The 14,042-nt window shown below is 66.1% G+C and carries 13 protein-coding genes; 8 read left to right on the top strand and 5 right to left on the bottom strand.

What is annotated here, in order from left to right:
• Positions 1-171 precede the first annotated feature (171 nt).
• The gene (locus tag ACZ9J7_RS11725) at positions 172-1,233 is read right to left on the bottom strand and encodes an adenosine deaminase (protein ID WP_476209554.1); all 1,062 of its coding nucleotides are present in this window, start codon (positions 1,231-1,233) and stop codon (positions 172-174) included.
• A gap of 310 nt (positions 1,234-1,543) precedes the next feature.
• Between ACZ9J7_RS11725 and ACZ9J7_RS11720 the strand changes: the two genes are divergently transcribed.
• On the top strand, positions 1,544-2,185 hold the full coding sequence (locus ACZ9J7_RS11720) for a transglycosylase family protein (protein WP_476209552.1): 642 nt from the start codon (positions 1,544-1,546) through the stop codon (positions 2,183-2,185).
• Positions 2,186-2,366: 181 nt separating this feature from the next.
• On the opposite strand, the gene ACZ9J7_RS11715 is transcribed toward ACZ9J7_RS11720, so the two are convergent.
• Positions 2,367-2,954 (bottom strand): hypothetical protein, encoded by a 588-nt coding sequence (locus ACZ9J7_RS11715; RefSeq protein WP_476209550.1) that lies wholly within the window; start codon positions 2,952-2,954, stop codon positions 2,367-2,369.
• A gap of 156 nt (positions 2,955-3,110) precedes the next feature.
• Between ACZ9J7_RS11715 and ACZ9J7_RS11710 the strand changes: the two genes are divergently transcribed.
• From ACZ9J7_RS11710 to ACZ9J7_RS11685, 6 genes are all read left to right on the top strand, one after another.
• Positions 3,111-4,031 carry an MSMEG_6728 family protein gene (locus tag ACZ9J7_RS11710; RefSeq protein WP_476209548.1) on the top strand — a complete coding sequence of 307 codons (921 nt, stop codon included), beginning with the start codon at positions 3,111-3,113 and terminating at the stop codon, positions 4,029-4,031.
• Between the two features lie 3 nt (positions 4,032-4,034).
• A complete protein-coding gene (locus ACZ9J7_RS11705; RefSeq protein ID WP_476209547.1) occupies positions 4,035-4,895 on the top strand; it encodes an NAD-dependent epimerase/dehydratase family protein in 861 nt (286 codons plus the stop codon).
• A gap of 69 nt (positions 4,896-4,964) precedes the next feature.
• Positions 4,965-5,360, top strand: a complete 396-nt coding sequence (locus ACZ9J7_RS11700; RefSeq protein WP_476209546.1) for a DUF1622 domain-containing protein — start codon at positions 4,965-4,967, stop codon at positions 5,358-5,360.
• 75 nt (positions 5,361-5,435) lie between these two features.
• A complete protein-coding gene (locus ACZ9J7_RS11695) occupies positions 5,436-7,208 on the top strand; it encodes an HNH endonuclease signature motif containing protein (RefSeq protein ID WP_476209544.1) in 1,773 nt (590 codons plus the stop codon).
• Positions 7,205-7,984: an isocitrate lyase/PEP mutase family protein gene (locus tag ACZ9J7_RS11690; protein WP_476209542.1), complete on the top strand. Its 780-nt coding sequence runs from the start codon at positions 7,205-7,207 to the stop codon at positions 7,982-7,984. The genes ACZ9J7_RS11695 and ACZ9J7_RS11690 overlap by 4 nt, the downstream gene beginning before the upstream one ends.
• A gap of 61 nt (positions 7,985-8,045) precedes the next feature.
• Entirely contained in the window at positions 8,046-8,852 is an 807-nt protein-coding gene (locus ACZ9J7_RS11685) for a YqjF family protein (RefSeq protein WP_476209540.1), read from the top strand.
• A 30-nt stretch (positions 8,853-8,882) separates the two neighbouring features.
• On the opposite strand, the gene ACZ9J7_RS11680 is transcribed toward ACZ9J7_RS11685, so the two are convergent.
• Positions 8,883-11,285: a Tex family protein gene (locus ACZ9J7_RS11680; protein WP_476211845.1), complete on the bottom strand. Its 2,403-nt coding sequence runs from the start codon at positions 11,283-11,285 to the stop codon at positions 8,883-8,885.
• 139 nt (positions 11,286-11,424) lie between these two features.
• Between ACZ9J7_RS11680 and ACZ9J7_RS11675 the strand changes: the two genes are divergently transcribed.
• A complete protein-coding gene (locus tag ACZ9J7_RS11675; RefSeq protein ID WP_476211844.1) occupies positions 11,425-11,742 on the top strand; it encodes a hypothetical protein in 318 nt (105 codons plus the stop codon).
• Between the two features lie 231 nt (positions 11,743-11,973).
• Here ACZ9J7_RS11675 and ACZ9J7_RS11670 read toward each other — a convergent pair whose 3' ends face one another.
• Entirely contained in the window at positions 11,974-13,044 is a 1,071-nt protein-coding gene (locus tag ACZ9J7_RS11670) for an alkene reductase (RefSeq protein ID WP_476209538.1), read from the bottom strand.
• Between the two features lie 117 nt (positions 13,045-13,161).
• Positions 13,162-13,956, bottom strand: coding sequence for a PKD domain-containing protein (locus ACZ9J7_RS11665; RefSeq protein ID WP_476209536.1), 795 nt, complete (start codon positions 13,954-13,956; stop codon positions 13,162-13,164).
• Positions 13,957-14,042: the final 86 nt, after the last annotated feature.

The raw sequence follows: 14,042 nt of genomic DNA, 5'->3' as shown, positions 1-14,042 counted from the left end.
TGACCGACTATGAAGCGGATGGTGCCGCAAGTGAGGCGGAGGTCTCGGGTAAGGGCTGTTTGCATAACCCTCAAGCGCTGACATGGGTGCTGCACTGCACTCCCCAGACACGCCTGCGGCACCCAGTTTACCGGGCGGAAAGACCACCTGTTGCGCCCGGCATGTCAGCGGTCAGTCGGCTACTTCCCTGCCGTTCAATTCCGCTACCAGCTCCGCCTTCCGCTCCTCCGTCGCGAAGGAGGAATGGATGGAGTTTGCCGCCAGCCGTGCCTTGTCAAAATCAGACAGCTCGAACACCGCGGCGAGCTGGGCAAAGTTGTCATCCACGTAGCCCCCAAAGTAGGCGGGATCGTCCGAGTTAACTGAGACATTCAGTCCCGCAGCCAGCATCGCGGGCAACGGATGGTCAGCGAGGGTGTCAACGGCACGGAGCCTGACGTTGGACAGTGGGCACACCGTCAGCGGAATGCGCGCGTCCACGAGGCGTTCCACCAGGTCCGGATCATCCATGCAGCGGATGCCATGGTCGATCCGCTCCACACCTAGGATGTCCAGGGCCTCGTAAATGTACGACGCCGGGCCCTCCTCGCCGGCGTGGGCCGTCAGCCGCAGGCCTGCTTCACGCGCTTTCGCGTACAGCCGCTCGAACTTGGAGGGCGGGTTTCCCACCTCGGCCGAGTCCAGCCCGATGGCACCGATGGGGGCATCCATGACCAGCAGCTGGTCCAGGACTTCCAGCGCCGAGTCCTCCGGCAGGTCGCGCAGGAATGCTGCAATCAGGATGGTGGAGATGCCGAACTCCTCCTCCGAGGTTGCCAGCACCGAGGCGACCCCGGTGACGCACGCCTCCAGGGGGATCCCGCGGGAGAGGTGTGCCTGCGGGTCCATCATGATCTCCGCATGCCGGACGCCCGCGGCCGCAGCCCGCTCAAGGTATGCCCGGGTCATGTCCGCGAAGTCCTGCTCGGTGCGCAGCACGGCCATGTTGGCGTAGTAGAGGTCCAGGAATGACTGCAGGTCGGTGAACTCATACTTCTCGCGGAGCTCGTCCAGGCCCGAATAGGGCAGTTCAATGCCGTTGCGTTCAGCCAGGGCAAAGATGAGTTCGGGCTGCAGCGTGCCTTCGATGTGCAGGTGCAGTTCAGCCACTGGAAGGGGCTTGGCAGGCACCGCGGGTTCCGCGGAGTCCGTCTCGGTTTCGGGCATGGCGCTGCCGCCGGAAAAGTTGTCCATCGGGACAGAATAATGCCCCTACGGGTTTCGCGCCTGCCCGCGCTTTCGGAGGCAGCGGCGCCAAGGCCGTTATCTATGCCAGGGCCCATCCCCATCGCGCCGGCGGAATCTCGATTTGATAACACCCAAACGATGTCTTAGCGTGAAATACATGCCCGTTCGGCGGGCGACTTGATTGCCCGGTGCTGCCTTCACCAGAACTGCCCAGCGGCAGCCACCGACAGTGACCTCTATTCGTCAGGGGTGGGCAGTGGCGCGACGATCTCCGGGGACGGAACCAGCGCTGGTGGCCTTCAGGAGCATCACCATCATGAAAAACACCAAATTCCGTACTGCCGCGCGCCGCGGAGTCACCCTGGCCGCCGTCTCCGCGGCAGGTTTGGCCCTTTCCGCCACGGCGGCCAACGCAGCTGCCCCCACGTCCACGTGGGACGCCCTCGCGCAGTGCGAGAGCGGCGGCAACTGGTCCACCAACACGGGCAACGGCTTCTCCGGTGGGCTGCAGTTCACCTCCAGCACCTGGTCCGCGTACGGCGGCACCGGCTCCCCTGAAAACGCCAGCCGTGAACAGCAGATCGCCGTAGCCGAGAGGGTCCAGGCTTCCCAGGGCTGGGGTGCCTGGCCGTCCTGCTCGTCGCAACTGGGACTCAGCGGCGGCGGCGGAGCACCGGTCCAGAGTGCCCCCGTCCAGAGCGCACCGGTGCAGAGCACCCAGGTTCAGAGCGCGCCGGTCCAAAGCGCTCCGGTCAAGCAGGCCCCCGCGCCGCGGCACGCAACCTCGGTCCCGCTCAGCGGCGAGACCTACACCCTCCAGGCCGGCGACACCCTGAGCATCGTTGCCCAGAAGCTGGGCATCCAGGGCGGCTGGCAGCACCTGGCCGACGCCAACCTGGACACCATCCCGGATCCGAACCTCGTGTTCGAGGGACAGGTCATCCAGCTCCCCGCGTAGCACCAGCGGACGCTTCACCCGCGGCTGTGGCCGCACCGCCTTCCAAGGCGACACAGGCAGGTCGGCGATAGACAAATTCCGTTGACCAAAGAACGACGCCGGCACACCCCCACGAGGGATGTGCCGGCGTCGTACTTTAACGGGTCAGCCCCTGCCGCCGCGGGCGGCAGGGGCAGGATGGTCAGCTGGCGGGGAGCTCGCGGACGATCCGAACCTTCCAGGCGGATTCGTCGCTGGTGTCCAGCAAGGCGACGGTGCCATGCGCAAGGTTCAGTGCCACCCGCTTCACCGCCAGCAGCTCCAGGTAAAGGTGCTCGTTCATGCGGCTGGGGGTGTCGATCATGTACTTCACGGCGTCGCGCAGCTGGCGGTAGTTGGCGCTGCGTTCGCGGTGCATATGCAGTTCCAGGGCGGACCGCTGCTTGAGCCGCGGCTCGTGCCGGTTGAGCAGCGTCACCGCGGCGTGCACGGCAACCACAAGGGTCAGCGAGACGCCATAGATCCACCAGCCACTGGAGAGCAGGAAGAGGGGCAGGTTCCCGATGGCCACGAGGGCGATGACCACCCGGAGGGCAGCAATGCGGCGGACCGTCCTGGCAACGGCGGCCATGCCGTCGCGGAACCGGTGCTGATCCTTGCGCGCCGTGGCGGGATCGATAATGAACTCGTCGAGAACCAGGATTCCCTGGGCTTCCGGGCCCAGCATCTGCCCGTAGCGGGGCAGTGCGGCGCGGGCGTGGTCGACGGCTTTGTCAGGTGTAGATGTCATGAGAGAGCTTCCAAAACGCGGGGGTGGTTGCGGTGATCTTAGTGGGTCAAACTGGAAGCCGTATGCAGGTGTCCATTATTTGGACATGCCGCCATGCCCCAAGTGGTCCTGCGCACTGTAATTGGAACATCCGCCGCATGCCGTCAGACTGAATAGATGCAAACCTTCCTCCCGTACCCTGACTTCCGCGAAAGCGCCAAAGCCCTGGACACCGCACGGCTGGGCAAGCAGCGGGTCGAAGCCCTGCAAACCCTCCGCGCCCTGGTGATTCCTGAGTACGGCTGGCAGACCCACCCCGCCATCCGGATGTGGATGGGCCACGTTCCCGCGCTCACCATGTACGGACTGGCCATGGTGGACGAATGGCTCGAACGCGGCCACCCGGACAACACGCGAGCAAACATTGCAGAATTCGCGCCGCAGGCGGGGCACCCCGACTACGCCGCCAAAATCGTGATGCCGCCCTGGCTCGGGGACCCGGACTTCCACCTGAGCCACCGCTCGAAGCTGGTGCACAAGGAACCCAAGTTCTATGCCCCCATCTTCCCGGATGCGATTCCCGAAATGGACTACCTTTGGCCCGAACCCCGGCACGAATTCCTGCCGCAGGAGCCGGAAGGGGACCTGTTGTGGATCCTTCGCGAACCGCATGACGACGTCGACCCCCAGTCCCTTTCCACGGTGGCGCTCCCGCCCGTGAACCGGAGCGCTGCTGCCGCCGCGGCGATGTCCGCCGGGGACGACGGCTACACGCCCGTCTACGTCGAGGACGGCTCCCGGCGGCCGTCGCGCGCGCCCAGGAAAGCGCCGCCGAAGCCCCAGGTGAAGAAGCCCACCCGCAAGCGCCAGGCGCAGGAGGAGGCGTTCCGCACCCTTCCGGGCAAGACTCCTGTTGCTGTTCCCTTCGAGAACGGGGCCAGGTTCGCCGTGGGACAGGTAGTGGGGCGTCCCATTACCCTGGGCGACGGCCGTTTTGGCAGGAACTTCGAAGTCACCGAAATCATCGACCGCTCGGCATTCGCCTATCCTGCGCTGCTGCAGGATCCCCGCGTGTTCTTCCCGGTGGAGGCACCCTAGGCGATGACGGTTCTTTTGGCTGGGTGCGGGGACCTGGGCACCGAGGCAGGGCTGCGGTTTGCTGCCCTGGGCCACCGGGTGGTGGGCTGGCGCCGCTCCCCCGCGAAACTGCCGGCAGCCATTGAAGGCGCCGCGGCCGACCTGGGATCGACGGACCTGCCGCCCGTCCCCGCAGGCACCACCGCCGTCGTCATCGCTGTTGCTGCAGACGCCCCGACGGAGGAGGCATACCGGTCTGCGTATGTACGCGGGGTGGCAAACGTCCTCGATGCGCTGGACCGGGACAAGGTGACGCCGGAGCGGATCATCTTTGTCTCCTCCACTGCCGTCTACGGGGATGCGGGTGGCGGCTGGGTGGACGAAAACACCGCACCGGAGCCCGGTGGGTTTTCCGGGAGGGTCTTGTTGGAAGCCGAGGCGCTCCTGCGCGCCAGGTTGTCGGGGACCCGCACGGCCGGCATTTCGCTCAGGCTGGGAGGCATATACGGGCCGGGCCGGACACGCCTGATCGACCAGGTGAAGACGGGCTCTGCCGTGGTCCCTGAGGACGTGCGCTACACCAACCGGATCCACCGCGACGACGCCGCAGCCGCTATCGTGCACCTCGCCACAATGGATGCCGCGCCCGCGCCGGCATACGTCGGCGTTGACAACGAGCCGGCCGACCTGGGAAGCGTGCTGCATTTCCTGTCAGCTGAACTGGGCCTTCCTTCACCCCGCGTTGGCGATGCCGGGCCAGCCCGTGGGGGCAACAAACGGTGCCGGAACGAGCTGCTCCGCGGCACCGGATTCACCTTCACGTTTCCGACATTCCGGGAAGGGTACAAGGACGTTATAGCCGGGAACGGCGCCCGCCATCCGTGAGTGCGTCCGCCGTCCCCTAACCACTGCCACGGCTCGCTGAGCGGGCCTTGGCCTGAGTTGAGGCAGGGCATGGAATTTCGGCAGATCATTGAGACGGTTGGGCAGCTGGTCGACTTCGCCGGAGTTGCTGTGATGGTGATTGGCGCGGTGGCCTCCCTCCCGCTGGCGATCCGCGGTCATCAGCCCCGGCGGCTTCCGCCAGGTGCTGAAAAGCTGAGTTTCTACCGCTCCTACCGGCAACTGCTGGGCAGATCCATTCTGCTGGGGCTGGAACTGCTCGTAGCTGCCGACATCATCCGTACTGTGGCCGTCACGCCCACGTTCGCCAGCGTCGGGGTGCTGGCCATCATCGTGCTGATCAGGACGTTCCTTAGCTTTTCCCTGGAGCTGGAAATCACCGGGCGCTGGCCGTGGCAGAAGGAACCCTCGGCTGCCCGTGCCGGGTCAACCGCCGCGGCGGGCTGAGGGCCGCTGCCCACGTTTTCCACATAGGGGTCTTTGGGTCTCTTCATTGTCAGTGGTGGCTGGCAGAGTGTGGTTATGGAGGCTATTGGGGAGCATCTAGGTGCGGCGTACGGCGGGAAGGCATACGACGCCGGCAGCTTTCTGCCGCGCCCGGCCCACCTTCATGCGGTCCCCGGGGAGACTTCGCAGCAGCGTGCCACAGTTCCTGCCCACCAGGACCCCATGGCTGGCCTGGCGGCCCGGATCGCGGCCGTTGCCGTGGCCGCCCCGGACGTGCTGGCGTCTGCCTCCCATCGCGAAGCCACCGAGTTCGCCGCCCGCACCGAGGAGCTCGCCCGGAGCGTGGAGTACCTGCAGCTCCTGGGAGCCGGGGCGCTGGACCGGACCCGCACCCAAGCCATCACCGACGCCGCAGCCATGACCCGTGCCGCCCGGTCCGGAGATTGGACCAACCGGTGGGACGCCAAGGGTGTCGAAGCCCTGAACACCTCCCGCACGAATGCTACGGACCGGTCCGCCGCCGTGGTTGAGACCGACGCGAAATGGCCCGGCCTGCCCGCCGGTCCCGGCCGCCCTGTGCTGTCACCGGCCGATGACGGGTGCCGGAACACTGCAGAGTTCCTCCGCCTGCGCCTGCACATCCCCATCCGCGAAGCCCGCCGCCGCCTCACCCTCGCCCACCAAGTCATCCCGGCCACCAGCCTCACCGGCGAACCACTCCCACCAGCCCGGCCCCACCTCGCCGCCGCACTCACCCCCACCACCGACTCCGACGCCGGGATCACGTCCCCGGCCGGGTACGGACCTGCCGTGTCCTCGCATGCTGCGACCATCATCACGGCAACTCTCGACCGGCTCCAACACCACACCACCGCCGAGACCCTGGAAACGATCGAACATCACCTCACCACAACCGCCACCGCCACCGACCCTGACTTCCTGACCCGCGCCGCCCAACGCTGGACCGACACCATCGACGCCGACGGGAGCGAACCCACCGAAGAAGCCCTCCGCCAAACCCAGGGCGCCTTCATCCGCAAGCCCCGCCACGGCCTCCACCACCTCGAGATTTTTGCCACCACCGACCAATACGAACACCTCCTCACTGTCATGAACACCGCCACCAACCCCCGCACCACCGGGGACAAGGCAGCAGGATGCCAACCCGGCGGTATTGACCTGGACCGGCGCACCCGCGCCCAAAAAAAACTCGACGGACTCATCACCGCCGCCAAAACGGCCCTCGCCACCAACACCCTGCCCATAACCGGCGGCAACCGACCCCAAATCGTCGCCACCATCAACTACCAAGACCTCTTCCCCACCGGCCCCGCCACACCCACAGTAAAAGGCCACAGCGCGGAAACAGGGACCGGGACCTTCGCCTTCACCGGACCCGTTCCCGCGGCCACGCTCCGCAAAATCGCCTGCGACGCCGACATCATCCCCGCCCTCCTGGGCACCACCGGCGAAATCCTCGACCTCGGCCGCAAAACCCGTCTCTTCACCCCCGCCCAACGCACCGCCCTGACCACCCGCGACCAAGGCTGCGCCTTCCCCAACTGCACCATCCCCGCACCCTGGTGCGAAGCCCACCACATCACCTACTGGTCACGCGGCGGGCCCACCACCACCGACAATGGAGTCCTGCTTTGCAGCCACCACCACCACCTCGTCCACAAAGAACAATGGACCATCACCACCACCCCCGGCACACCAGCCTTCATCCCCCACCCCACATCGACCCCACCCAAACACCCCAACAAAACCACTACTTCAAACCACCCCCGCCACCCCACCCACCACGCGAAGTGTGTCCAAAGACAGTCCGTTAGGCTTCACCCATGACCGAAAACAGCAGCGCAAAAGCATCCGAACTTCTCCGCCTCCACCAGGCCCCTGAGATCCTGCAGGTGGTCAACGTTTGGGATGCCATCACGGCCAAAGTCATCACGGACATTCCTGGAACCACAGCCTTGGCGACGGCAAGCCACTCGATCGCCGCGACGCTTGGCTACGAGGACGGAGAGAACATTCCCGTCGACGAGGTGGTCAGCTTTGTGGGCCGCATCGCGGCTGCCACCCACCTGCCGGTCAGCGCTGACCTTGAGTCCGGCTACGGGAACCCCGGGGAGACAACCCGCAAGGCCATCGGAGTCGGCATCGTTGGCGCCAATATCGAGGACCAGATGCGGCCGCTCGAGGACGCGGTGGACCAGATGGCAGCCGTTGTGCATGCCGGCGCTGCAGAGGGAATCGACTTCGTCCTGAACGCGCGGACCGACGCCTTCCTCAAGGGCAAGGACCGGGACCCCGAAGACGTTCTTGCGGATGCCATCGCCCGCGGCAAGGCCTTCCTGGACGTCGGTGCCACCACGGTCTTCGTCCCCGGCCTTTTGGACGAGCCCACGGTTACTGCCCTGGTGGAAGGCATCGGCTGGAACAAAGTCTCGGTCATCAACGTTCCCGGGTCCCTGGCGCCGGCGAGACTGCAGGAGCTGGGCGTGGCCCGCATCTCTTACGGTCCCTGGACCCAGAGGGTGGCGTTGACTGCCCTGGCTGACACAGCGGCCAAACTTCTTGCCGGTGGCCAGCTTCCCGAAGACACACGCCCGCTGAACTAGTTTCCGGCGCGCTGGTAACCGGAAGCCCCGCCACGTGAACCAAACGAAGGATTGGAAGACTTTGACCGGAAACCCCAGTGCCCCAGCTTTGTGGCCGCTGCCACCGGAGCTTCCCGGACCCGTGTTTTTTGACCAGCGGTGGCTTGATGCCGTCTTCCTGCACTGGCGCATTCCGGCGGCAACAGCGGCCCCTTTCATGCCCGAAGGCGTTGAGCCGGATGTGTTCGATGGCAGTTCCTGGGTGGGCCTGATCGGCTTCCGCATGGAGCAGGCAGCGCTTGGGCGAGGCCCCGGCATCCCGTATCTGGGGAGCTTCAACGAGGTGAACGTCCGGCTTTACTCCCGCGAGCCGGACGGCACCTGCGGAGTGGTGTTCCTGAGCCTGGACGCCAACAGGCTGCCGGTGGTTATGGCCACGCGGGCTGCCGGAATCCCCTATGTGTGGTCGCGGATCCGGCAATGGCCGCCCTTTCCCGGCGGCGACGCACGGCAGCACGCCATCAGGGCGGCCGGTACGCCTGGGGGTGCGAATCAATCCACGGTCGGCTACTCGGTGCGCCGGCTCGGCGCCACCGGCGCACGCAGCCACTTCGGGGTCATCCCTAACCTGCACACCGCGGCCACCGACCCCTTATCCATCTTCCTGACGGCCAGGTACGGCATGCACGGGCGCTTCCACGGCAGGAGCATCTACGTCCCGAACACCCATCACGAATGGCCGCTCTTCAGCGCCACGGTCCATCGGCTCAGTGACGGGCTGGTGGGAGCTGCCGGCATCAGCGTCAGTGGCCCGCCAGAGTCCGCGCTTTACTCCCCCGGCGTCCGGACAAGGTTCGGCCGGCCACGCGTGCTGGAAACTACCGGCTAGAGACCTCGGTACCGCCAAAGCCCCCGCGGACTACTTACCCAGGCCGGCCTGCCGAAGTGCCTCGGCCATGGCCGTGTTGGCAGGCTGTGGCTTGGGGCTGGACCGGACGCTCCCACCGGACGTGCCTGATCCCTGCTTCCCCTGCTGCTGGCGGTCCGGACGTCCGGGCCGCTCAGTCTTTCGGTTCCCAGAATCGCGCCGGCCGGAACCTGCGCCGCCGCCGGCGGGTTCGTCGTCGAGCCTCAACGTCAGCGAAATCCGCTTCCGCTCCGGGTCAGCCTCCAGTACCTTCACCCGGACCACCTGGCCGGACTTCACCACCTCGCGCGGATCGGACACAAAGCGGTTGGACAGGGCGGATACATGGACAAGGCCGTCCTGGTGGACTCCAATGTCCACGAACGCCCCAAATGCCGCAACGTTGGTCACTGTTCCTTCGAGGATCATGCCCGGCACCAGATCCGAGATCTTCTCGATGCCTTCCGAGAACGTGGCGGCGGCAAAGGCGGGCCGGGGGTCGCGCCCGGGTTTGTCCAGTTCCGCGAGGATGTCCTTGACGGTGGGCAGGCCGAACGTACCGTCGACGAACTTCTGCGGGTCGAGGGAGGAGGCTGGGGCGGAACCGGCGGCCACGAGGATCTTCCTCGCCACCGCATACGATTCGGGGTGCACACTGGATGCGTCCAGCGGCTCCGCTCCCCCGGTGATCCTCAGGAAGCCTGCGCACTGTTCGAACGCCTTGGCGCCCAACCGCGGCACTTTCTTGAGGTCGGTCCGCTTGCTGAAGGGGCCGTGTTCGTTCCGGTAGGCCACGATGTTCTCGCTCAGCAGGGGACCGACGCCGGCAACCCGGCTCAGCAGCGCCGGGGAAGCAGTGTTGACGTCGACACCTACGGCATTCACGCAGTCCTCCACCACGGCATCCAGGCTCCGGTCGAGCTTCGAAGCCGTCACATCATGCTGATACTGGCCAACACCGATGGACTTGGGATCGATCTTGACGAGTTCAGCGAGCGGATCCTGCAGCCGGCGGGCGATGGAAACTGCGCCGCGCAGCGATACATCCATCCCGGGGAGCTCAGCGGCGGCGAGCGCCGAGGCGGAGTAGACCGATGCGCCTGCCTCGGACACCACAATTTTCTGGGGTTTCCGGTCCACCTCCGGAAGCAGCTTGATCAGTTCAGCAGCCAGTTTGTCCGTCTCCCGCGACGCGGTCCCGTTGCCGATGGCCACGAGTTCGACGGCGTGCTGCCGCGCCAAACGCACCAAAGTGGCCAACGATTCGTCCCATTTCCGCGCCGGGGCGTGCGGGTAGACCGTGTCAGTGGCAACCACTTTTCCGGTGCCGTCCACCACGGCGACCTTCACCCCGGTCCGAAGCCCCGGGTCGAGGCCCAGCGTGGCACGGTTGCCGGCCGGGGCGGCCAGCAGGACGTCCCTGAGGTTGGCGGCGAAGACCCGGACCGCCTCATCCTCAGCTGCGGCGAACAACCTGGCGCGGAGGTCGGAGGTGAGGCGGGCCAGCACACGTGAACGCCAGGCCACCTGGGCAGTCTGCATCAGCCATGCGTCGGCGGGACGGCCACGGTCGGCCACCCCGAGGAACCTGGCCACCGCAGACTCGTAGCGGGCGCGTGCGGCGGTGAAGGCGGCGTCGTCGTTCGGGTCTGCTTCGGCGAGGTCCAGCTCAAGGATGCCGTCCTTCTCGCCGCGGAACAGTGCGAGCACCCGGTGGGACGGCATCCGGTCCGGTGCCTGCGCGAACTCGAAGTAATCGGCGAACTTCTGGCCTTCGGCTTCCTTGCCTTTCTTCACGCGGGAAACCATCCGGCCCTGGGTCCACATCCTGTCCCGCAGGGTGGCGGCGAGGTCAGGATCCTGGGCCACCCGCTCCACCAGGATGGCCCGTGCACCTGCGAGCGCGGCGGCAGGTTCACCGATGGCGTGGTCGCCGTTGAGGTACTTAGCGGCCTCACGCTCCGGGTCCAGGTCCGGCCTCTTCAACAGCGTGTCCGCGAGGGGCTCCAGGCCAGCCTCCCGGGCAATCTGGGCCTTGGTCCGGCGCTTGGACTTGAACGGCAGGTAGATGTCTTCGAGCCGCGACTTGGTGTCCGCTGCCAGGACCGCTTTGCGCAACTCCGGTGTCAGCTGGCCCTGCGCCTCTATCGCTTCGAGGACTGCACGACGGCGGTCCGCGAGCTCGCGGAGGTAGCGGAGCCGTTCGTCGAGGTCGCGGAGCTGGGTATCGTCCAGCGTGCCGGTGGCTTCCTTGCGGTACCGGGCGACGAACGGAACCGTCGCACCGCCGTCGAGCAGTCCAACAGCGGCCTTGACCTGCCAGTCCTTTACCCCCAGTTCGGCGGCGATCTGGGCGAAGATCGCGTCGTCCTCCGAAACGCGGGAAGGGGCGGACGTGGTGGTGGGTGCAGGCAGTTGAGTCACCCCAACATCTTGCCTTACCGGCCTGCCCGGCTCCACCGTTCGTTGCGGTCAGGGGGATGCAGTAGGGAACGTGAGGGTATTCCGCTGGGCCCGGCAAAGTGCTGTAGTGGACATGCCGTTACTGGCACCGATGCTCGAGGAAGAGGCCATCATGCGGGAACTGCTTGTGGTGTTTCAGGACGGGTTCGACGAGGCCAACATCACCGTGACCGTCAACGGCAAGGAGGTGCGCCGGGACGTTGGGGTCTCCACCAATCCTTTGCTGGGCATCGCGTCAGAGGTTTCTGTGGAACTGCCGGCGAAGGGTGCGCAGGTGGGAGTCGAAGTCACTAATCGGGGGCTGAAGGCCATCACCAAGGTCAGCGGGAAACCAAAAAGCGTGCTGGTCTCCATCGAGGACGGGCGCCTCAGGATGAAGGAGGGCACGGGCCGGGAGGCTGTTCTGTAGCCACTTTGCGGGGCGGCGAAACTGGCTCTGGTAAGAGTCCATTCGTTGGAGTAGCATCTGATCACCGCCGGCTTCCGCTGGAGTCCGGCGGGCCACACAAGTCTTCTGCCGGAGGTCGTCGGATGGCCTCCGGCACCGCTGCCCGGGACCAGCACCCCTGACAGCCAACGACGGCGGCACCCACGTTGGGTGCCGCCGTCGTCGTCTTATTCGGATGGGCCGGTGAGCCGCTTACCCCTGGTACATCGGGTAGTCGGTGTATCCGGTGGCGCCGTCTGCGTAGAAAGTGGAGGCGTCAGGTTCGTTGAGCGGGAGGCTTTCCTTCCAGCGCCGGGCCAAGTCCGGGTTGGCGATTGCCGGGCGTCCCACCACCACTGCGTCGGCGTGTCCTTCGGCCACCAGGTTTACGGCTTCTTCCCGGGTGGTGATGACACCGAAACCGGTGTTGACCAGGAACGTGCCGCCGAAGCGTGCACGAAGGTCCTGGACCAGTTCGCCGGTGGGTTCGTGGTGCAGGATGCTCAGGTATGCCAGGTTGAGCGGTGCAATGCTGTCCACGAGGACCTCGTAGGTGGCGCGCACGTCCGCTGCGTCGGTTTCGGCGATGCCCTGCACGTTGTGTTCCGGGGAAATCCGCAGGCCCACCCGGTTCGCGCCGAGGGCTGCCACGACGGCGTTGATGGTCTCGATGACGAAGCGGGCCCTGTTTTCGGGTGATCCGCCGTAGCTGTCCGTCCGGACGTTCGAGTTCGGAGCGAGGAACTCGTGCAGGAGGTAACCGTTGGCCGCGTGCAGTTCCACGCCGTCGAATCCTGCCTCGATCGCGTTCAGCGATGCGTTCACGAATTCCTGGATGACCATGGGGAGTTCGTCCGTGGTGAGGGCGTGCGGCACGGGATATGGCTGCTTGCCGGCCGGTGTCCGGACCACGCCGTCAATGGCTACTGCGCTGGGGGCGACGATGGGGAGTCCGCCGGTGATATCTGAGTGGGAGACCCGTCCGCCGTGCATGATCTGGGCGAACATCCGGCCGCCTTCGGCGTGGACGGCGTCGGTAACCTTCTTCCACCCGGCAACCTGCTCCTCGGTAACGATGCCGGGCTGGCCCGGGTAAGCCTGGCCGACGGGCGCGGGGTACGTGCCCTCGCTGACGATCAGGCCCAGGGAGGCCCGCTGGCGGTAGTGCTCGGCGAGGAGCGGGCCGGGTATGCCTTTCTCACCCGCACGAAGGCGGGTCAGGGGCGCCATCACCAAGCGGTTGGGAAGTTCCAGTTCGCCGAGGGTGAGCGGGGAAAACAGCATGCGCAGTTCCTTTCGAAGGCTGAAGACGTACTGTCCTTGCCAACTGTGGGGCGCATGCAACTATTCCGTGCCGTTGGTGGGTGGGACAGGGATCACAGGTTCACCTCGGTGTCCGCGCTATCCCGCCACGCCTGGGCAGCCTTGGCCGTGCGGATTGGCGTTGCAGTCATCGGCATAGTTGCGGGTGAGGGACCGCCACACGCTGATCGTTTGCGGCGGCGCGTTGAACTGGCCCTGGCCGGGGATCGGCAGCGGCGGGCCAGAGTTCACCGAGTAGGTGCCCTGGAACGAGGTGGTCAGGACAACCTGGAAATCACCTGTCGACGCGTATGCGTGGCTGGTCCGGGTCTTCTCGCCCCACCGGTCCTGCGGCAACGGGCCGCCCATGGACGGTTGCGGACCGAAGACTGTGCCGTCCCCGTAGTTCCACGTGTACTGGACCGGTGTGGCGATCACGTGAACCTTCTGTCCGAACATGGTGATGTCGAACTGCTGTTCGGTGGATTCCGCGTAGAAGTTCGTCTCGGCGCCGCGCAGCGTGTTGGGGCTTGGCTGGGCCACGACCGCGCCCGCGCTGACCGGCAGGTTCTGGAACTGCCGCTGGATGTCGGCAGCGATCCGGGGCAGAAGGTCTTCGGGCTTCGGATCGTAGAGGCAGGTGGGGCCGGAGTGGTGCGCCCACACGGCTCCCGGCACACCCCGCGGCCGCGACAGCCACATGACCGGAATGCCCTTGGCGCCGTCCTCCCGGTCCTTGCAATCGAGTTGGCGGGCAAGGCAGGGAGTGTCAAAGTCGCCTCCCCCGAGGTGGCATTGCAGTTCGTATTTGTACTCGTTCGGGTCGGTGCTTGGGGCGTTGGGGTTTGCCGGGACGAATTCTTTCAGTTCCGAATCCCAGATATGGCCGCCCATCGTCAGGCCCGGATTCCAAGCACCACCAAATTCTGGGTCGTCAGCACCCTCCGCCTGCGCTGGGAAGGCAGTAACCAAAGTACTCA

The sequence above is a fragment of the Pseudarthrobacter sp. TE9888 genome, from assembly GCF_056279345.1.
This window is presented reverse-complemented; position numbering and strand designations above follow the sequence as displayed.

What these genes read in the sequence shown, in the direction of transcription:
- ACZ9J7_RS11725 (WP_476209554.1), bottom strand. Translation starts at nt 1,233, where the DNA reads ATGGACAACTTTTCCGGCGGCAGCGCCATGCCCGAAACCGAGACGGAC.
- ACZ9J7_RS11720 (WP_476209552.1), top strand. Translation starts at nt 1,544, where the DNA reads ATGAAAAACACCAAATTCCGTACTGCCGCGCGCCGCGGAGTCACCCTG.
- ACZ9J7_RS11715 (WP_476209550.1), bottom strand. Translation starts at nt 2,954, where the DNA reads ATGACATCTACACCTGACAAAGCCGTCGACCACGCCCGCGCCGCACTG.
- ACZ9J7_RS11710 (WP_476209548.1), top strand. Translation starts at nt 3,111, where the DNA reads ATGCAAACCTTCCTCCCGTACCCTGACTTCCGCGAAAGCGCCAAAGCC.
- ACZ9J7_RS11705 (WP_476209547.1), top strand. Translation starts at nt 4,035, where the DNA reads ATGACGGTTCTTTTGGCTGGGTGCGGGGACCTGGGCACCGAGGCAGGG.
- ACZ9J7_RS11700 (WP_476209546.1), top strand. Translation starts at nt 4,965, where the DNA reads ATGGAATTTCGGCAGATCATTGAGACGGTTGGGCAGCTGGTCGACTTC.
- ACZ9J7_RS11695 (WP_476209544.1), top strand. Translation starts at nt 5,436, where the DNA reads ATGGAGGCTATTGGGGAGCATCTAGGTGCGGCGTACGGCGGGAAGGCA.
- ACZ9J7_RS11690 (WP_476209542.1), top strand. Translation starts at nt 7,205, where the DNA reads ATGACCGAAAACAGCAGCGCAAAAGCATCCGAACTTCTCCGCCTCCAC.
- ACZ9J7_RS11675 (WP_476211844.1), top strand. Translation starts at nt 11,425, where the DNA reads ATGCTCGAGGAAGAGGCCATCATGCGGGAACTGCTTGTGGTGTTTCAG.
- ACZ9J7_RS11670 (WP_476209538.1), bottom strand. Translation starts at nt 13,044, where the DNA reads ATGCTGTTTTCCCCGCTCACCCTCGGCGAACTGGAACTTCCCAACCGC.
- ACZ9J7_RS11665 (WP_476209536.1), bottom strand. Translation starts at nt 13,956, where the DNA reads ATGGGCGGCCATATCTGGGATTCGGAACTGAAAGAATTCGTCCCGGCA.